The sequence below is a fragment of the Siphonobacter curvatus genome (assembly GCF_002943425.1).
Taxonomy (GTDB): Bacteria; Bacteroidota; Bacteroidia; order Cytophagales; family Spirosomataceae; genus Siphonobacter; species Siphonobacter curvatus.
The window spans coordinates 2,511,250-2,530,016 of the sequence record NZ_PTRA01000001.1 but is presented as its reverse complement, the minus strand read 5'-3'; the positions used below and the strand labels follow the sequence as shown (position 1 = coordinate 2,530,016).

The window sequence follows — 18,767 nt, the reverse complement described above, 5'->3', positions numbered from 1 at the left end:
ATGAAATCAATGCGATATATCCAGATGACGGCTGTCTTGGCTGCTTGTCTGACCACGTTTTCGTGTGATAAAGGTTTTTTAGACCAGCCAGCTTTGGGGGTTGTTGATGATACCCAGTTGGGAAATAAGGCAGGTGTACAAACGCTGCTAATTGGAGCTTACGCGGTTCTGGATGGTATCACTGCCACGGATCAGAGTGCCTGGGAGGTTGCTCCTGGCAACTGGATTTACGGCAGTGTAGCGGGTGGCGATGCCCATAAAGGTAGTGATGGGGCTGACCAGGGTAGCATGAATGACATCATGCAGTACACCCAAAACGCGAGTAATGGATTTTTCAACAGTAAATGGCGGGCTTCGTACGAAGGAGTAAACCGGGCGAATATCACCTTATATTATCTCAAAAAAGCCACGGACGTTTCTGCAGCAGAGGCTAAAACCATTGAGGCCGAAGCTCGCTTTCTGAGAGCCCATTATTACTTTGATTTGAAGAAGATGTTCAATAATGTGCCCTGGATTGATGAGACGACCACCAACTACACGGCTCCGAATCCAGCGGATTTTTACAAACCTAATACCGAGGATATCTGGCCGAAGATGGAAGCAGATTTCAAATTTGCTTTTGAAAACCTGCCTAACACGCAGGAGAATGTAGGTCGGGTAAACAAGTGGGCCGCTGCCTCTTATCTGGGCAAAACCTATTTATACCAGAAGAAGTATCAGGATGCCAAGGGGGTATTTGATCAGGTAATAACGAGTGGAGTAACTTCAAATGGTTTAAAATACGGCCTGACAGATCGTTTCGAGGATAATTTTGATGCAGCTGTAAAAAACAACAAGGAGTCTGTATTCGCTGTACAAATGGTAGCTAAAGATGGTACCAATAACATCGATAACTCCAACCGGGGCCAAATGCTGAATTTCCCCTATAATAGCCCCTTCCGTTGCTGCGGCTTTTACCAGCCCAGTCAGGATCTGGTGAATTCTTACCGTACGGATGCTTCAGGATTACCTTATGTTGACAGCTACAACAGTACGCCCGTGAAGAACGATATGGGTATTGATTCCGATAAGCCCTTTACTCCAGATGCTACGTCGCTCGACCCGCGGCTAGACTGGACGGTTGGTCGTCGGGGCATTCCCTACCTGGACTGGCAGAATCACCCAGGTCAGAATTGGATTCGTAGCCAGCCTTACGCAGGCCCATATTCTCCGAAAAAAAACGTGTACTGGCAGGCTAATCAGGACAAATACGCAGATCAGAGTTCCTGGGCTCCCGGTTCTGCGATCAATGTACTGATCATTCGTTTTGCCGATGTCTTGTTGATGGCCGCTGAAGCAGAAGCCCAATTGGGTAATCTTACGAAAGCTCAGGACTACGTAAATCAGGTACGGAGCCGGGCTGGTAAGCCAGAAAGCCTAGTGTATAAGTATCTGGACGAAAGTAAACCAACCGCTGGTTTCTCGACGACTCCTGCTGCCAATTATAAAGTAGCTCCGTATCCGGCAGGAGCCTTTGCTGGCTACGGAAAAGACAAAGCTCTGCAAGCCATTTATTTCGAGCGAAAACTGGAGCTTGCGATGGAAGGTCACCGGTTCTTCGATCTTTCTCGCTGGGGTATTGCGGAGCAAACGCTGAATAATTACATCCAGTACGAAAGCAAAATCACTACGGACTTGATCGGTGGCCGATTTACAGCTCCCAAAAACAATTATTTCCCGATTCCGCAGCGACAAATTGACCTTTCTGCAGTAAATGGACAGGCCACGCTGAAACAGAATCAGGGATACTAGCGAGTTTTGAGTTGGGAGTTTTGAGTTGCCCATCCCGGACCTGCGTTACAGACTTCCCGAAAGCTTTAAAACTTTCGGGAAGTTTCATTTAAAAAATAACTGACCTGTATTCATTAGAACAAAAAGTCTAACTTGAATAGACCATTTTGTAATGGAATCCTTTAAACCCCAAACACTTATGCAGGCACGTCGTAACTTTTTGAAACAGGCTGGTCTTTTGCTGGCTGGTAGTACGGTTTATCCGTTTCTGTCGCAGGCAAAAGAGCATACCCTAGCCGCCAAGCCTATCGGCATACAGCTCTTTACGGTATTTGAACCGATGAACAAAGACCCTCAGGGTACGCTCAAGCAAATCGCCGCCATCGGTTACAAAGAGATCGAGTCGGCGTTTAGTAGTCGGGGTGGTTATTACGGTTATAAACCGAAAGAATTTAAAGCATTAGTAGAAGATCTAGGGATGAAATGGCGTTCACACCACGCCGTAGGGGCACCCTTCAAGCCGCGTCCAGGGATGAAACTACCGACGGGCTCGGATGGAAAACCCATGACCATCCCGCCGATGCTAAACCTGCGGGATAACTACCAGCAGCTCGTCGACGATGCCGCCGAAGCGGGCCTCAAATACCTGGTGTGTGCCAGTACGCCCGTCGCCACAATGGACGAGATTAATAGCTCCATCGAAGTATTTCAAAAAACGGGAGAAGCCAGCAAAAAGGCGGGTCTGCAATTTGCGTATCACAACCACGCGACGGAATTCGATCCGGTTGAAGGAGGGAAGACCCCCTACGAAGTCATTCTAAAACAAACCAGTCCGGATCTAGTAAAAATGGAATTAGACTTGGCCTGGGCGACCAAAGCGGGTAAAGATCCGGTGGCTTTGTTCAAGGAGCATCCGGGCCGTTTTCCGCTCTGGCACATCAAAGACATCAAAAAAGATCTAAACGCCATTACCGAAGTAGGAAATGGTGTCGTGGATTTCAAACACGCCTTCGCCGCGGCCAAAATAGCAGGATTGAAGTACTTCTTCGTTGAGCAGGATCTGGCTCCATCGATGGATAGTATTAAAACCAGTTACGAGCATTTATCGAAGATTTTGGCTTAGATACATTAGTTTATGAAATCCCGTCTAACCTCTCGGGTAGGCGGGATTTTTCAATGAATACAAATGCTATTCTTTCCGTATGAACAACGTACACCGTTTCTGGGTGATAGGCTTGAGTTTACTGATGGGCTGCGGTCCGACTTCGGAAACGAAGAAAGAACCCGACGGAGCCGAACTGGTAGCAACCCATTGCTCGGGTTGTCATTTGCCCGTCAAACCTGAACAACTGGATAAAGAAACCTGGCTCAAGCACGTCCTGCCCGCGATGGCTCCAAAACTGGGTATTCCTACAACGGCCAATGGCGAGTACTATCAGGTGGCTAATAATCAGCAGAAATCAGCGTTGTCGTTTGCCGAATGGACGCAACTGGTGGCCTATTTCGAAAAAAATGCTCCTGATAGTCTGAAGGCTGCTCCGAGAGAAGCGTTAAAGCAGGACTGGTCCATTTTTGCTTTGGAAAAGCCCAGCGAATCTCCGGAATCGGCACTGACCACTATGGTACAGTTTCACGAAGGAAAAATCTACTCAGGGCAGAATGGGCAGCCAACGCTGTATGCCTGGGATAAAACCTTGCGTCGTTCGGAAGCAGCGACGCTGAACTCTCCCGTTGTGAATGCGGCCTTTGTGAGTCCGACGGAAGCAGTCGTTACGACGATTGGTACCTTACTGGCGGTAGATCAGCCCGTGGGAGAGGTGGTGAACGTCGATTTGCGGACGAAGAAGACGAAGGTCATCGCGAATGCCTTGATTCGGCCTATTCAATCGGTACCCGGTGATTTCAATAAAGATGGTCGTACGGATTGGATCATCTGCGGATTTGGTCACAATCAGGGAGGTTTGTATCTGTCCGTACAACAAGCCGATGGTTCGTACCAAACCCAGCCGATTCGGGCGGAGGCCGGAGCTACGCAGGTCGTTGTAGATGATTTTAATAAAGATGGCTGGCCCGACTGTATGGCCCTGTTTGCCCACGGGGACGAAGGCCTCTGGTTGTTTACGAACGATCAAAAAGGTGGGTTTGAAGCCCGAAACGTACAGCGATTTTTACCCCTGGCGGGGTCAACCAGTTTTCAGTTGATTGATCTGAACAAAGACGGTCAGTTAGATTTAGTGTACACCAGCGGTGACAACAGCGATTACTCCAAGATACTCAAACCTTACCATGGGGTATATACCTTCATCAATCAGGGGGATTTCAAATTTAAACAGCAGTGGTTTTATCCCGTTAACGGCAGTACCAAGGTGATAGCCGCCGACTTCGATCAGGATGGCGACATGGATCTGGCGACCATTGCCTTTTTCGCCGATTTCAAACGTACGCCTGAAGAAAGTTTCATCTACTTTGAGCAGGAGGCCAATGGCCATTTCGTGCCGCATGCGGTACCCGCTCACGCCTACGGTCGCTGGATTTGTATGGACGCTCAGGACTGGGATGGTGACGGCGATCTGGATATTGTACTGGGCAATTATAGCCGTGGCTTCAACAATCAGGATGACTATAAGCCTAACTGGAATATGCAGTTGCCCTTCATTGTATTACGAAATAAGACCAGGAAGTGACCGCCTTTGCGGGCTTTGACTGGAAAATCTCCGCTGAAACCGAGGAAGCTGTTATTTTTGCAAATCATACGTCTGCCGAACAAACGCGGCAGTGATGGTTTTTCCCCAGCATGAAGTCACTTACCATTGTCAACCGCCATTATCCGCCCAATCCCGGGATAACGGGCGAATCGGCCTGGGATTTAGCTCAGGTACTGATTGAAAAATATGGCGTTGAGGTACACATTGTTCATATTGACCGTATGTACGACGGGGGCGGAGCCGTCCGGCAACCCGTCGGCCATACGCACGCCGTATCGACGATTTACGAAGGGAAAAACCCACTGTTCCGGTTTATTGCAGGACCGCTCGATGGGTTTCTGCTAATTCGAAAAGCACGAAAGCTAAAGAAAGGGCCTTTGCTGGTTATGACCAGTCCGCCTTTGCTTCCGTTCTGGGCTTCGCTGTTTTTAAAGCGGAAAAACTGGATTCTGTGGAGTATGGACTTATTTCCGGAAGGTTTTGCCGCCGACGGGAAAATCAAACCAACCAACCGCCTGTACCGCTGGATTCTCAAGAAAACCTATGAGAACGCTCCCAAAGCCCTGATTGCTCTGGGACCGAATCAGGCGGAGCTGTTGCGGCGTAACTACCAGCAGTCCATTCCCACCATCCTGTTACCCTGTGGCGTACTGGTGGATCAGTCCAGGGATGAAACCCGACCCGACTGGCATTCGGATGCTACCAAAATTTACCTGGGTTACGCTGGCAATGTAGGGGAGGCTCATTCGGCAGAATTTCTGGAAAGTGTCATTCGTCAGTTTAATCCGGAGAAACAGCAACTCATCCTGGCTCTGTACGGAACCAAAGCCGAACGCTTACTGAAGCTAGCTGGAGGTAAACCGGGCATTACCCTGCTAAAAAACATTCCCCGGGCCCAGTTACACTGGCTGGATGTACAGCTGGTGAGCCTCTTGCCGCAGTGGACGCACATTGCCGTACCGTCCAAAGCCGTGAGTGCCATTTGTTCGGGTTCACCCATTCTTTTTTGCGGTAGTAAAGAAGCGGATACCTGGGAACTTCTTCGGGATGCTGCCTGGTTAATCAATACCGACGAAGATCTGGATTCTCAGGTGAAACAGGTGTTAGATTCACTGACTCATTCAGCAATTGAAGATAAAAAACGCTCGGCCCGACTCGTTTCCCGCAGACTCAACGAAATGGTCGATCAGGCGTATCAAAGCATAGAAAAATTGATTTAGTGGAGTTTTGAGTATAGGGTTTTGTGTGTAGCGTTACTGTTGCTCTTTGCTTAGACCGCTCTTCCGGCTTACAAATCTGAAGCAGCGGGGAAGAGAAACAACGAAGGAAGCCAAATCAAAACCCAAAACCCTTTTAAGGTTAACTACCTTACCAACACATGAAAAAAACAGTATCCTACGTACTAGAGCCCGAAATTGCTCTGGATACGGACCGTTTTCGGCAGTTCATTGCCGATGAATTTAGCTTACCCTTGGAGGCCAGCGACTGGCAGGTACGCAAGACCCGGCAGTCCGTCGATGCACGAAGTCGACAGGTGAAAATCAACGTCGAAGCCGAAGTTTTCATCAACGAAACACCCCAACCGCAACGTCAGTACGAATTCTCGTACGGTAATGTGAGCCAGGCTCCAACGGCAATTGTCGTGGGGGCAGGCCCGGCGGGACTTTTTGCAGCTTTGCGGCTCATTGAACTAGGCGTTCGTCCGATTGTACTCGAACGTGGCAAAGACGTTCGGGCTCGTCGCCGGGATCTGGCGGCAATCAATAAAGAGCATCTGGTTAATCCCGAATCCAACTATTGCTTTGGCGAAGGCGGGGCGGGCACCTATTCCGATGGAAAGCTTTATACCCGATCCAAAAAACGTGGGGACATTCGGCGTATCCTCGAAATTCTGGTTAATCATGGGGCCGTCGAAGATATTCTGGTGGAGGCCCACCCGCACATTGGTACCAACAAGTTACCCTACGTCGTGGCCGCCCTTCGCGAGCAAATCCTTCAGGCGGGGGGAGTGATCAAATTTGAAACCAAGGTTACCGATTTTGTCCTGGAAAAAGGAGAAATGCGGGGCGTTGTTACCGCTGATGGGCAAAGCTATACGGGCCTGGGGGTCATTCTGGCAACGGGACATTCTGCCCGGGATATTTTTGAACTCTGCGAGAAACGGGGCATCCTGCAGGAAGCCAAGCCCTTTGCGATGGGCGTGCGGATCGAACACCCGCAGTCACTGATTGACCAGTTGCAGTACCACCGGCCCGATCGGGGCATTCTGCCCGCTGCCTCGTACAGTCTGGTCGCTCAAACGCAGTACAAGGGTGTTGAACGGGGCGTATTTTCATTCTGTATGTGTCCAGGTGGTTTTATCGTTCCGGCGGCTACGGCTCCCGGCGAGCTGGTCGTCAATGGCATGTCGCCTTCCCGCCGCGATTCCTACTTCGCCAATTCAGGCATGGTGGTAGCCGTCAACGAGCCCGATTGGAAAAAATACAGTAAACACGGGGCTTTGGCCGGACTCCGCTATCAGCAGGAAGTGGAGCAGCAAGCCTGTCAGGCGGCGGGGCAAACACAATTGGCACCTACCCAGCGGGTACAGGATTTCCTGACGGGTAAGGTATCGTCCTCGCTGAACGAGACTTCGTATCAGCCCGGACTGGTCGCTCTGGATTTATCGAGCCTGTTACCCGAAACCATTGCTCAACCCCTGAAGCTGGGCTTACAGGAATTTGGCAAACGCATGCGGGGCTATGCCTCCAACGAAGGTCAGCTCATTGGCGTAGAAAGCCGAACGTCTTCACCCGTACGGATTCCGCGGGATCGCGAAAGTTATGAACACGTACAGGTTAAACGACTGTATCCTTGCGGAGAAGGGGCCGGATACGCCGGAGGGATTGTCTCGGCGGCAGTAGATGGCGAACGTTGTGCTGAAGCCCTGGTCGATCGTTACCGCCGCTAAGCCGGAAAACGGGCGGGGAATGGTTTTCGGGGATCAAAAGTCAAGATAAAAAAATGAGTGCCCGAATCCGAACAGTTTCAGTAACTTATGTACCCAAACCACGGGTGAGTTCCGCAAAGTATGTGCTGATTTCAGTCAGGAAGACGTATCTTGCAGGGCACACCCCGAAATTTCCTCACCAATATGAATCTGACTACGGCAACCTTCTCTGAATTCTCCCAGTCACTCAGCCAGCGATTGCAAGAGCCGCTGCCGGGTGAACTGGCCCATCAGAAAATGGCTTCCGGCAGCCGGACTCGCTTCAAAATCCAGCCCAATGAACGTACGCGGCAAAGTGCCGTTTTGATCTTATTTTACCAGTATCTGGGTAATATCTACCTGCCTCTGATTCTTCGGCCTAAGTACGAAGGGGTGCACGGCGGTCAGATGGCTTTTCCTGGTGGACGCATGGAACGAACCGATAAAAGTCTGATTCATACGGCCTTACGCGAAGCTCAGGAAGAAATTGGAATCAAAGCCAGTGACGTGAAGATCCTGGGCTCACTCACCAAATTGTATATTCCACCCAGTAACTTCTGGGTGTTACCGGTCGTCGGAACCCTGCCGTATCGCCCTGATTTTTATCCAGACCCCGTAGAAGTCGATATGATCTTCGAAGTAGAATTAATGGAGATGATGAATGAAGGCATTCTCGGCACCGAAAAACGCGAATCCAAAGGTTTCGTTTTCGACGCTCCTTATTACCTGTTGCAGGAGAATAAAGTATGGGGTGCTACGGCCATGATGATTGCCGAATTATTGGTAGTTGTACATGAAGCCCAGTAGTAGGAGATGAGTAAATTTTGTATACAATTCTAAAGAGATAAGCGTTAGGCGGCGTAAAATATTCATTAAAATTCACTATCTTTACCCATGAGCAGAGCAGTCTGCTGCAAAAAAGGTACGATTCATCTGAATTACTGATAGCATCTATGGTTACATTAAGGATCATGGAATGAACAGGGCAGATCCTTCAAAATACCAAGTGTTTTACCCCACGAATGGGGTCTGCTTCCCATTCGATTTGAACCCGTTTTTTACCCATGTCCGAAGCACTCGAACAGGAAGAATCCTTGCATCAGCAAATGTCCGTCGATGGGCTGTATGAGCAATGGTTTCTGGAATATGCCTCCTATGTGATTCTGGAGCGGGCTGTCCCCGCTATTGAAGACGGATTTAAGCCCGTACAACGTCGCATCCTGCACGCCCTTCGCGAGCTGGATGATGGCCGTTTTAATAAAGTAGCCAACGTCGTTGGGGCGGCCATGCAATATCACCCGCACGGCGATGCCTCGATTTACGATGCCATTGTAAACATTGGTCAGAAGTCCCTGCTGTTTGATTGCCAGGGAAACTGGGGCGATATCAATACGGGTGATAGTGCAGCCGCGGCCCGGTACATTGAAGTACGTCTGTCAGCTTTCGGTAAGGAAGTCGTCTTCAACGAAGATACTACCGAATGGCAACTGAGCTACGATGGACGGAAACGCGAGCCGGTTACGCTACCCGTTAAATTCCCCTTACTGCTGGCCCAGGGTGTAGAAGGGATTGCCGTCGGGCTTTCCACCAAAATTCTGCCCCATAACTTCATTGAACTTTGCGAAGCTTCCATTGAAGTGCTGAAAGGGCACTCGATTTCCTTACTGCCGGACTTTCCGACGGGAGGTATGATCGATGCCAGTAATTACAATGATGGGCAACGCGGAGGCAAGGTTCGGGTACGGGCAAAAATCCGCGAGCTGGATAAGAAGACGCTCGTCATTCACGAAATTCCGTACGGCACCACGACGACTTCCGTAAAAGATTCGATCATCAAAGCCAACGATGAAGGCAAAATCAAAATCCGTAAAGTAGAAGATCTGACGTCAAGAAACGTGGAAATTCACGTGCATCTGGCTCCGGGCGTATCCCCGGATATTACCATCGATGCCCTGTACGCCTTTACGGAATGCGAAGTAAGCATATCGCCCAATGCCTGTATCATCATCGGCGATAAGCCCGTTTTTTCCAACGCGACGGATATTCTGCGAATTAATACTAAGCAGACGAAGGACTTGCTACGGCAGGAACTCGAAATCCGGAAGAACGAACTACAGGAAAAAATTCTCTTTTCTTCCCTGGAAAAAATCTTTATCGAAAACCGGATTTACCGTAAAATCGAGGAATGCGAAACCTTCGAAGCGGTAATTGCCACGGTGGACAAAGGGCTCAAGCCTTATAAAAAGAATTTCTATCGGGAGATTGTCGAGGACGATTTGTTACGACTGCTGGAAATCCGCATCAAACGTATTTCCCGCTACGACGCCTTCAAGGCCGACGAAGTAATGAAACGACTGAATGATGAGCTGACGGAAGTGCTCGATCACCTGGCACACCTGACCCGGTACGCGATCGATTACTACAAAAACCTGCTCAAGAAATACGGGAAAGGTCGCGAACGTAAAACCGAACTCAAAAACTTTAATACCGTATCCGTAGCCGTAGTTGCGGCGACGAATGCCAAGCTGTACGTCAACCGTGAAGATGGGTTCATCGGTTTTGGACTCAAGAAAGACGAGTACGTCTGTGACTGTTCCGATATCGATGACATCATCGTTTTCCGCCGCGACGGAAAGTGCTTGGTGACCAAAATACAGGAAAAAGTATTCGTCGGGAAAGACATTATTTTCTGCAGTATATTCCGCAAAGGAGATGATCGCCGGGTATACAATCTGATCTACAGCGATTCCAAATCCGGAGTTACCTATGCGAAACGGTTCTGTGTAACGGCCGTAACCCGTGATCGGGAATATGACCTGACGGCGGGTAATCCAAAGTCTAAATTGCTCTGGTTTACGGCTAACGACAACGGAGAAGCGGAAACCGTAGAGATCAAGCTTACGGCTTCCTGTACGGCCAAGGTGAAGCAGTTTGAATGGGATTTTGCTAAACTCGCCATCAAAAACCGCGAAGCACTGGGAAATCAGGTGACGAAATTCCCGGTTCGTAAAGTTGAACTCAAGCGTACGGGAGTATCCACGCTGGGTGGCGTAGACATCTGGTACGATGCGACCATCAGCCGCCTCAACCGCGATAACCGGGGGCAGTACCTGGGGAATTTCGAAGCGAAAGACTCCATCCTGGTGGTGTACAAAGATGGCAATTACGAATTGACCAGCTTTGAGCTGACGAATCGTTACGAGCAGGATCAGATCTTGGTGCTGACCAAATACACCCCGGAAACGGTGATCTCCGCGGTTCATTACGACGCTGCTCAGAAGAATCATTTTGTGAAGCGTTTCCACATCGAAACGACTACGATCGATAAGAAATTCCAGTTTATCAGTGAGGCGAAAGGCTCTAAATTGCTGATGGCCAGCGTAGACGCCCATCCCCGGATCGAGGTAGCTACGAAAGAGAAAGATAAAGGACCTGTCGAGAAAGAGGAAGTGGCCGTGGATGAGTTCGTGGAAGTACGGGGCTGGAAAGCCTTGGGAAATAAGCTTTCGTCCCATAAAGTGGTCGAGGTGAAAACGCTGGCTTCAAAGCCGGTGGAAAAGCCTCAGGAAGTGAAAAAGATTCCGGTTGAAACCAAAGCGGAACCTGAACATTCCTCCGAAGAAAAAGTTACTGAAGAACAGGATGACACGGCTCCGATTAATCAATTAGATTTGTTTGGTTAGGCAAAGCTTCCGAGCTTAGGGAAGCCAAGCCAGCCAGATCCGGTGCTAGACAAATTTTCGTATGGTAGACCGAACGCTTCTTTTCCGGGCTTCACGTCGCGTGAATACCACCGCTTACTGGGTAGCCAGAATTACCAAGTGGGCGATGAAAGGAGCGTTTGCGGTTTTAATGCTGGTTTTGCTCTGTAATGCCTGGGTCGTCCTGAGTACGCAGGGAAAGAATTATTACTTTATCAAACAGCTTCCCACCAACGATGTGGGGCTGGTATTAGGTACGAGTAAATACATTGCCAACGGTCGCGAAAATCTGTTTTTCAAACATCGCATGGAAGCGGCGGCCCTGCTGTATCACGAGGGTAAAGTAAAAGTGTTGATTCTGAGCGGTAACAACGATTCGGAATACTACAACGAACCCCGGGATATGGAGGACGCTCTGGTGAATTTGGGCGTACCAGCCAATATCATTCAGCACGATTTTGCGGGACGCCGCACGTACGATAGCATTGTGCGTTGCCGGGAAGTGTTTAAGCACAAAAACGTTACCGTGATCTCACAGCCTTTTCATAACGCCCGGGCCTTATTCTTAGCCGATCAACTGGGGGTAGATGCGGTCGCTTTTGCGGCTCAGGATGTGCCGAACGGGTATTCACTGAAAACGCTGGTTAGGGAATATCTGGCCCGACCTAGAGCGGTAATGGATGTTTTTTTCCTGAATCCCTCGTTTGCCAAAACGAACCAGCCCATCGAAAATGAACGCCGGAAACGGAAAATGGACGATACGCTATAAAAGGTTTCTTTCGGACCGAAACAAACCTTTATCTCCACAAAACCCGGGCCGTTGGTTCGGGTTTTGTTACTTTTGCGGGAATTTAGTACCCTATGAAAATCATTGAAACACACGCTCACTTGTACGATGAGCAATACGATACCGACCGTACTGCCATGATTGAACGGGCATTGGCGGCTGGTGTAACGGAATTCTGGTTACCTAATTGTGATTCTGAAACTATACCCGGCATGATGGAGCTGGCTCGTACCTACCCGGGCCAGTGTCGACCCATGATTGGTCTGCATCCTACCTACGTGAAGGAAAATGTGGAGCAGGAATTACAAATCATGCAGGAATGGCTGGAAAAAAGTGCGGATGCCTTTGTTGCTATTGGTGAAATCGGTCTGGACTTCTATTGGGATACCACCTTCGCTGAGCAACAGAAAGAAGCCTTTTCCCGGCAGCTTGGCTGGGCGAAGCAGTACCAGTTACCCATCGCTATTCACTGTCGGAATGCCTTCTGGGAAACCGTTGAACTGATCGAAAAGCATAATGATCCGAATCTGCGGGGTATTTTTCACTGTTTTTCGGGTGGGGTAGAAGAAGCTCGGAAAGTCGTGGAATTAAACTTCCTCTTAGGCATCGGCGGCGTAGTGACCTTTAAAAACGGTGGACTGGATAAAGTAATTCCGGAAGTAGGGCTGGAACATCTGGTATTGGAAACGGATGCACCCTACCTGGCTCCGGTACCGTATCGGGGCAAACGTAACGAACCCAGTTACCTGCCACTGATTGCCCAGCGAATCGCAGATTTGAAGCAGGTACCCGTCCAGACTATTATCGAACAGACGACCGCCAATGCTTTGCAACTGATTCAGTAAGGTTTTCCGCATATCCCCCCAAACAATTACTTCCTTGAAAATCATCAAATTAGATACGGCAGCTTCGGCTTCCTCACCGCTTTCCGTACTGGTTATTTACACCGGCGGAACCTTTGGCATGGTCTACGACCGTCGGCTGGAAACGCTGGTGCCCTTTAATTTCGAACAGATTCTGGAACGCATTCCGGAATTGGCTCGCCTGCGGTTTTCCATTTCCGTACTCGTGCTGGACGAACTGCTCGATTCTTCGAACATGGTGCCTAATAACTGGCTGGAAATCAGTCGGATTATCGGCGAGCATTACGAACAGTACGACAGCTTTGTGATTGTACACGGAACGGATACCATGGCGTATACGGCTTCGGCACTGAGCTTTTTGTTCGAGAATCTGAATAAACCCGTGATTCTCACCGGGGCCCAATTGCCCATTGGAGCTGCCCGTACCGATGCCGTTGAAAACTTCATCACGGCCCTGGAAATTGCCGCCGCCCGCGATGAGCAGCAGCGACCCATGGTGCCCGAAGTAGCCATTTATTTTCATTCGTACCTGTTACGGGGTAATCGGGCCCGCAAACAGGAAAGTAGTCAGTTTAATGCGTTTCAGTCGGAAAACTATCCGTATCTGGCTGAAGCGGGCGTGACCATTGATTACAATCGACCTTACATTCGTGCCTACGATTCTACAAAGCCCTTTTCTGTACACGAAACGCTGGATGCGAACGTGGTGATTTTAAAACTCTTTCCGGGAATTTCACCTTCCGTGATGAACAGTATTTTCTCGATTGAAGGATTAAAGGGAGTGGTGCTCGAAACCTACGGAGCGGGAAATGCCCCCACGGCTCCCTGGTTTTTGGAAACGCTGGAAAAAGCGACCGATCGCGGTCTGATCTTGCTGAACGTGTCGCAATGTACGGGAGGACGGGTATTACAGGGACGGTACCAAACCAGTAAGTACCTCAATGAGATGGGTTTAGTCAGCGGAGCGGACCTGACATCTGAGGCGGCAGTAACCAAACTGATGTTCCTGCTGGGGCAGTATGGCAACGATTCCGCGATGATTCGTCAAAAATTGACGGAATCTTTACGGGGAGAATTAAGCTAAACGCTTGCTTTTGGCTCTTTTTTGTTTGTATCTTGCGACCCCAAACAAACAGAGGGGTGTCCGAGTGGTTGAAGGAGCACGCCTGGAAAGTGTGTATACCTCTCAAGGGTATCGAGGGTTCGAATCCCTTCCCCTCTGCTAAAAGCCTGACTATCAGATAGATGGTCAGGCTTTTTACTTTTCTGGGGCCTTGTTAAGCATATACTGAAAAGTAAGCTGGGATGTATGAGTTTGATTTTTAGCCTGTTATACAGAGATAGGCACAGATCTGTACCATTAATAGTGAGGGAGAAACCCGAATCTTATGGATTAGAGTAAAGCGAACAATGCTTCCCCTAAAGAGTAGCCAAGCGACAGCTCCTTCTACTATGACCTCCTAAGTTTACCGTAAGTACAGGTGCTTGAATGAGAAGGATTTAGCTTAGTTTTTTAGGGGGTAGGCTCCCAAAGTTCAATTTTGTTTCCTTCAGGGTCTAGGATCCAACCAAATTTACCGTATTCATATACCTGCATTTCTCCGATCACTTCCACCCCTTCTTGCCGAAGAAGAACGAGTAACTCTTCCAGATTAGCAACCCGAAAATTCAGCATGAATTCCTTCGGAGATGGATCGAAATAAGACGTATGCTCAGGAAAAGGGCTCCAGGTAGTAACTCCTTCTTGCGTAGGGTCCTGACTGTCCCGCCATGCAAAGGTTGCCCCGTACTCATCTGTGTTAAAGCCCAAATGTTGATTATACCAGGTCCGCGTCGCTTGAGGGTCTTTCGTTTTAAAAAAGATACCGCCAAAGCCCGTCACTCGTTTCATACGTTTCTGTGTTTAAAAGGTCTGTTATACTACGCTGGATTACGCGACTGAAAATAGTATATGTTTTCGTGAACTAGGAATTGTGTTTGATGAATGGCTAACCTTTCAATTCATCGCTTCTTGCCCGACGGTTCTCTACTTGCCACGCTGCCTAGGGGAAATCAGCTACCCGACTCCGGTAAGACTCTATCTTCCCTTCCACTTGTCGCGAAAGATGAATAAAACCTTAGGCATGCACAGACTTCATCGTCTTGTTAAATAAAAGCACTGCTTCATTCGTGGAGTATTGATACGTAAAAGAAGCCCGCATGGTTTTTTTAAGTATAAGTATCTAATCAGTGACCCGTAAATTTAAGGTGTCAAGTAGCTGATTAACAGTGAATTAATTTTGGTCGACGTACCGGTTTGACCGCCTGGTACACTCGGATTTTAAGGTACAGGTCGTTAGAATTTTCTAATAACCCTAAAACAAAAGAATCATGGAACACAGTGTGGATGGCATCAAAATTGACTTGCAAACGGTGGGATTCAAGGAGTCTCCCGAGCTTGTATCTCAGGTTGAAAACGAACTGCGACGCCTCATGCGTTTTCGGCAGGATATCGTAGCGGCTGACTTCTACTTCAGTGAGGATGGCCGCAACCCGGAAAGCAATAAAGTGGTACGCTGGCGTCTGGGCGTACCGGGTAAAGATCTGTTCGCGGAAGCCAACTCGGCTTCTTGGCATAGTAGCCTTCGGGACGCGGGAGAAAAACTACGCCGTCAGTTTGTAGACTAAGCCTACTTCTTTGAGGTCTATTCAAACGTCTGTTTTCGACAGATGCAGGATGACCTATGCGTACACGAAAACTTCTCACTAATACACTCTTCAAAACAGAAAGCTTATGACCCGATTTAATGTAGATCATTTCAATGCTTTAGCTCAAAAAGAAGCAACTCTTTGCGTCTCCCTTTATACGCCGACGGAAAAGATTTCAACCGATGGGCACCAATCAAGTAAAATTCACTTCAAAAACGCGTTGACTGAAGCCCGGAATCAACTGCTGGAAGTCCATGAAATGTCAGAATCAGATGCCGATTCATTTTTGGCGGAAGGCTTTCAGTTACTGGACGATCAGGAATTCTGGAAGTACAGTTCAGACCTGCTAGCGTACTTCATATTTGATGGCGAAAGTGTGTTCTACAAACTACCCTTGTCCATCGAATCGCCCATTTGTCGGGTAAACCAGCGGCCCTACCTGTTACCGCTCATTCCCGAGCTAAACGACGACGGACACTTCTATCTGCTGGTATTAAATCTGAAACAGGTAAGCCTGTTTGAGATGACCCGTTCTACCATTGATCAAATTCCTCTGCCTGACTCCGTTTCGGCTTCTTACACCGAAGAAATCGAAGACGCGGATAATCAGAAAGCCCTGCAACACCGCAGTGGCATTGGCGAAGCGGGAGCCATGTTTCATGGCCAGGGAAGCGGGTCAAGCGAAGCCCGGAAAGCAGAGATTCTCCAGTATTACCATCGGTTGAGTACGGACATTGAAACGATTTTGAACCAGAATCCCTTGCCACTGCTACTGGCAGGGGTCGATTATTTGATTCCGCTGTACAAACAGGCCAGCAACTATATCCACGTGGTCGAGCCGTATTTAACGGGCAGTTATTCGGAAGACGATACCCTAACACTGTCGACCGAGGCCTGGCAACTGATGGAACCTCAATTCGTACAGGACCGTCTCGATCGAAAAGAGGATTACGGGCTTTTTGCCGCGAAAGGACAGGGTGGGGATGATGTGGATACCGTGATCCTAACTGCTCTCAGTGGTGGGGTCGATACCCTATTCGTTCAGGCCCAGGAAGAATTATGGGGAACGTACGACGCGGAAAAGTTTAGCCTTACCGTAGAGGAATCGCCGAGCCGCAACAGTTATTCACTAATCAATGAAGCCGCTCAAAAGACCATCGCGTACGGTGGGAAAGTGTATCTGGTCGAGAAAGATGAAATGCCAGCTACCGATTCCATGCTCGCGGGTATGTTCCGCTATCCCCTGACGGAAGTCGACCAGGAAACCGAGAGTACCCTTTAAATCACTTCAAAAACAAACAATCAGAGTTAACCCGATACGTTATGCGACAATCGCCCCAAAACTATAAACCCATTGAAAATTATGGAATCATCGGCAACATGAAAACGACCGCCTTGGTCGGCATGGATGGTTCGATTGATTTCTTATGCTTTCCCCGATTCGATTCCCCGAGTGTCTTTGCCCGTATTCTGGATCACCAGAAGGGAGGCCATTTTTCGGTAGAGCCTCAGATGAAGGAGGTGCAGCACAAACAGCTGTATCTGCCCGAGACGGCCGTGCTGATTACCCGCTTTTTTTCGGAAGAAGGAATCGCCGAGATAACGGATTATATGCCCGTCCGAAATGAATCCGAACGGAGTTATAACGCCGTCGTTCGTAAGATCAAGGCGGTGCGGGGGACCATCAAGTTCAAAATGAAGATGCAGCCGCGGTTTGATTATGCCCGCGAAAAGCATTCCGTCGAGCCCAAAGGGGAGGCGTTGTATTTTAAAGCGGACGACGGTACCAAAACCGAACTTCGTTTACAGGCCAGTTTTCCATTGGAGGTACGCGATGGAGATGCCTACGCCGAGTTTGAACTGAAGGAATCGGAACGGGCGTTGATCGTCCTGGAATCCATTGATGCAGGTAAAGAAAAAGACCTCGCCGATCTGGCTTTTTATGCGGAAAAAACGTATTTCGATACGATTAATTTCTGGCGTAAGTGGGTCAACCAAACGACCTACAAAGGCCGCTGGAAGGAAATGATCTGTCGGTCGGCGATTACGCTGAAATTGCTCACTTCTGTAGAGTTTGGCTCGGTAGTAGCGGCGGCAACCTTTGGCTTACCGGAGGAACTGGGCGGCGACCGGAACTGGGATTATCGCTTTACTTGGATTCGGGACGCGGCCTTTACCATGTACGCTTTTCTGAAACTGGGCTTCAAACAGGAAGCCGCTGATTTTCTGCGTTGGATCATCGAACAGGATAAAAATCGCGATCTGCACTTGCTGTACAAGGTGGATGGTACGGCCGACATGGAAGAAATCGAACTGACGCACCTGGAAGGCTACAAGCAGTCGGCCCCCGTTCGCATCGGAAACGAAGCCAATAGTCAGTTGCAACTGGACATCTACGGTGAACTCCTGGATACGATTTACATCTTTAATAATTACCACCAGCCGATTACGTACGAATTGTGGGAAATCATCTGCAAGGAAGTCAAAATCGTAATGGAACGCTGGCGGGAACCTGATCATGGCATCTGGGAAATCCGGAACGAAGAGCACGAATTTCTGCACTCTCGCCTGATGTGCTGGGTGGCCATGGACCGGGCCATCAAAATCGGGGTTCACCGATCGTTCCCCTTCCCGCAGCAGGAATGGGTACAGGTACGCGATGAAATCTACCAGGACATTTACCATAACTTCTGGAATGAAAAACTGCAGTGTTGGGTACAGTTCAAGGATGGAGATAAAGTAGCCGAAACCGTGGATGCCAGCGTATTGCTGATGCCGTTGGTGCACTTCATTACGCCCGACGAGCCCCGGTGGATCTCCACGCTGGAAGCCGTCAACCAGCATTTGCGACTAGATGTACTGGTGTATCGCTACGATAACGAGGTCTCCGGAATCGATGGCTTAGAGGGTGAAGAAGGTACATTTACCATGTGTTCATTCTGGTACGTGGAATGTCTGGCTAAGGCTGGTCGACTGGATGAAGCCGTTGAGAATTTCGAGAAAATGCTGGGGTACGGCAACCACCTGGGATTATTTGCTGAACAAATCAGTAAGAAAGGCGAACACCTGGGCAACTTCCCGCAGGCCTTCACGCACCTGGGCCTCATCAGTGCCGCTTTGGAACTCGATAAAAAGCTGACCCGCAAAAATGGCTAAGGCGGTATAGCCTTGCCAGGGTGAGTTCTAGATAGTTCCTACGCTTCTCCGATCCGGGTCTTCCCTTCATGGAAACGTTCATGAAGGGAAGACCCGGATCTTTTTATGGCAGGAGGCCAAGCCGGTTCA

The 18,767-nt window shown here is 49.1% G+C and carries 14 protein-coding genes and 1 tRNA gene; 14 read left to right on the top strand and 1 reads right to left on the bottom strand.

Annotated elements, in window-relative coordinates; all coding sequences use genetic code 11:
* The 11 genes from C5O19_RS10515 (at nt 1) to C5O19_RS10465 (ending at nt 14,016) form a co-directional block, all read left to right on the top strand.
* Nucleotides 1-1,791 (top strand): RagB/SusD family nutrient uptake outer membrane protein, encoded by a 1,791-nt coding sequence (locus C5O19_RS10515; RefSeq protein ID WP_104711950.1) that lies wholly within the window; start codon nt 1-3, stop codon nt 1,789-1,791.
* A gap of 178 nt (nt 1,792-1,969) precedes the next feature.
* On the top strand, nt 1,970-2,893 hold the full coding sequence (locus tag C5O19_RS10510) for a sugar phosphate isomerase/epimerase family protein (RefSeq protein WP_104711948.1): 924 nt from the start codon (nt 1,970-1,972) through the stop codon (nt 2,891-2,893).
* Between the two features lie 79 nt (nt 2,894-2,972).
* On the top strand, nt 2,973-4,454 hold the full coding sequence (locus tag C5O19_RS10505) for an FG-GAP repeat domain-containing protein (protein WP_104711947.1): 1,482 nt from the start codon (nt 2,973-2,975) through the stop codon (nt 4,452-4,454).
* 110 nt (nt 4,455-4,564) lie between these two features.
* Nucleotides 4,565-5,695, top strand: a complete 1,131-nt coding sequence (locus C5O19_RS10500) for a glycosyltransferase family protein (protein WP_104711945.1) — start codon at nt 4,565-4,567, stop codon at nt 5,693-5,695.
* Nucleotides 5,696-5,853: 158 nt separating this feature from the next.
* A complete protein-coding gene (locus C5O19_RS10495) occupies nt 5,854-7,425 on the top strand; it encodes an NAD(P)/FAD-dependent oxidoreductase (RefSeq protein ID WP_104711944.1) in 1,572 nt (523 codons plus the stop codon).
* A 189-nt stretch (nt 7,426-7,614) separates the two neighbouring features.
* Nucleotides 7,615-8,250: an NUDIX hydrolase gene (locus C5O19_RS10490; RefSeq protein WP_094808943.1), complete on the top strand. Its 636-nt coding sequence runs from the start codon at nt 7,615-7,617 to the stop codon at nt 8,248-8,250.
* A gap of 257 nt (nt 8,251-8,507) precedes the next feature.
* Complete coding sequence (locus C5O19_RS10485; RefSeq protein ID WP_104711942.1) at nt 8,508-11,126, top strand: DNA gyrase/topoisomerase IV subunit A; 2,619 nt, start codon at nt 8,508-8,510, stop codon at nt 11,124-11,126.
* A gap of 61 nt (nt 11,127-11,187) precedes the next feature.
* Nucleotides 11,188-11,913 carry a SanA/YdcF family protein gene (locus tag C5O19_RS10480; protein WP_176454127.1) on the top strand — a complete coding sequence of 242 codons (726 nt, stop codon included), beginning with the start codon at nt 11,188-11,190 and terminating at the stop codon, nt 11,911-11,913.
* Between the two features lie 92 nt (nt 11,914-12,005).
* On the top strand, nt 12,006-12,776 hold the full coding sequence (locus C5O19_RS10475; RefSeq protein ID WP_104711939.1) for a TatD family hydrolase: 771 nt from the start codon (nt 12,006-12,008) through the stop codon (nt 12,774-12,776).
* A 25-nt stretch (nt 12,777-12,801) separates the two neighbouring features.
* Nucleotides 12,802-13,878 carry an asparaginase gene (locus C5O19_RS10470; protein ID WP_394341784.1) on the top strand — a complete coding sequence of 359 codons (1,077 nt, stop codon included), beginning with the start codon at nt 12,802-12,804 and terminating at the stop codon, nt 13,876-13,878.
* A 50-nt stretch (nt 13,879-13,928) separates the two neighbouring features.
* Nucleotides 13,929-14,016: transfer RNA gene (locus C5O19_RS10465), tRNA-Ser, on the top strand.
* A gap of 291 nt (nt 14,017-14,307) precedes the next feature.
* On the opposite strand, the gene C5O19_RS10460 is transcribed toward C5O19_RS10465, so the two are convergent.
* On the bottom strand, nt 14,308-14,685 hold the full coding sequence (locus C5O19_RS10460) for a VOC family protein (RefSeq protein ID WP_104711937.1): 378 nt from the start codon (nt 14,683-14,685) through the stop codon (nt 14,308-14,310).
* Nucleotides 14,686-15,164: 479 nt separating this feature from the next.
* Between C5O19_RS10460 and C5O19_RS10455 the strand changes: the two genes are divergently transcribed.
* The 3 genes from C5O19_RS10455 (at nt 15,165) to C5O19_RS10445 (ending at nt 18,638) form a co-directional block, all read left to right on the top strand.
* On the top strand, nt 15,165-15,461 hold the full coding sequence (locus C5O19_RS10455; RefSeq protein ID WP_104711935.1) for an HPF/RaiA family ribosome-associated protein: 297 nt from the start codon (nt 15,165-15,167) through the stop codon (nt 15,459-15,461).
* 106 nt (nt 15,462-15,567) lie between these two features.
* Complete coding sequence (locus tag C5O19_RS10450) at nt 15,568-16,764, top strand: baeRF7 domain-containing protein (RefSeq protein WP_104711933.1); 1,197 nt, start codon at nt 15,568-15,570, stop codon at nt 16,762-16,764.
* 41 nt (nt 16,765-16,805) lie between these two features.
* A complete protein-coding gene (locus C5O19_RS10445) occupies nt 16,806-18,638 on the top strand; it encodes a glycoside hydrolase family 15 protein (RefSeq protein ID WP_104711931.1) in 1,833 nt (610 codons plus the stop codon).
* The last annotated feature ends 129 nt before the right edge of the window (nt 18,639-18,767 follow it).

Bases quoted from the DNA above. Each gene is read 5' to 3' on its own strand.
- C5O19_RS10460 (WP_104711937.1), bottom strand. From the start codon at position 14,685: ATGAAACGAGTGACGGGCTTTGGCGGTATCTTTTTTAAAACGAAAGAC.
- C5O19_RS10515 (WP_104711950.1), top strand. From the start codon at position 1: ATGAAATCAATGCGATATATCCAGATGACGGCTGTCTTGGCTGCTTGT.
- C5O19_RS10450 (WP_104711933.1), top strand. From the start codon at position 15,568: ATGACCCGATTTAATGTAGATCATTTCAATGCTTTAGCTCAAAAAGAA.
- C5O19_RS10475 (WP_104711939.1), top strand. From the start codon at position 12,006: ATGAAAATCATTGAAACACACGCTCACTTGTACGATGAGCAATACGAT.
- C5O19_RS10445 (WP_104711931.1), top strand. From the start codon at position 16,806: ATGCGACAATCGCCCCAAAACTATAAACCCATTGAAAATTATGGAATC.
- C5O19_RS10505 (WP_104711947.1), top strand. From the start codon at position 2,973: ATGAACAACGTACACCGTTTCTGGGTGATAGGCTTGAGTTTACTGATG.
- C5O19_RS10500 (WP_104711945.1), top strand. From the start codon at position 4,565: ATGAAGTCACTTACCATTGTCAACCGCCATTATCCGCCCAATCCCGGG.
- C5O19_RS10495 (WP_104711944.1), top strand. From the start codon at position 5,854: ATGAAAAAAACAGTATCCTACGTACTAGAGCCCGAAATTGCTCTGGAT.
- C5O19_RS10480 (WP_176454127.1), top strand. From the start codon at position 11,188: ATGGTAGACCGAACGCTTCTTTTCCGGGCTTCACGTCGCGTGAATACC.
- C5O19_RS10510 (WP_104711948.1), top strand. From the start codon at position 1,970: ATGCAGGCACGTCGTAACTTTTTGAAACAGGCTGGTCTTTTGCTGGCT.
- C5O19_RS10485 (WP_104711942.1), top strand. From the start codon at position 8,508: ATGTCCGAAGCACTCGAACAGGAAGAATCCTTGCATCAGCAAATGTCC.
- C5O19_RS10455 (WP_104711935.1), top strand. From the start codon at position 15,165: ATGGAACACAGTGTGGATGGCATCAAAATTGACTTGCAAACGGTGGGA.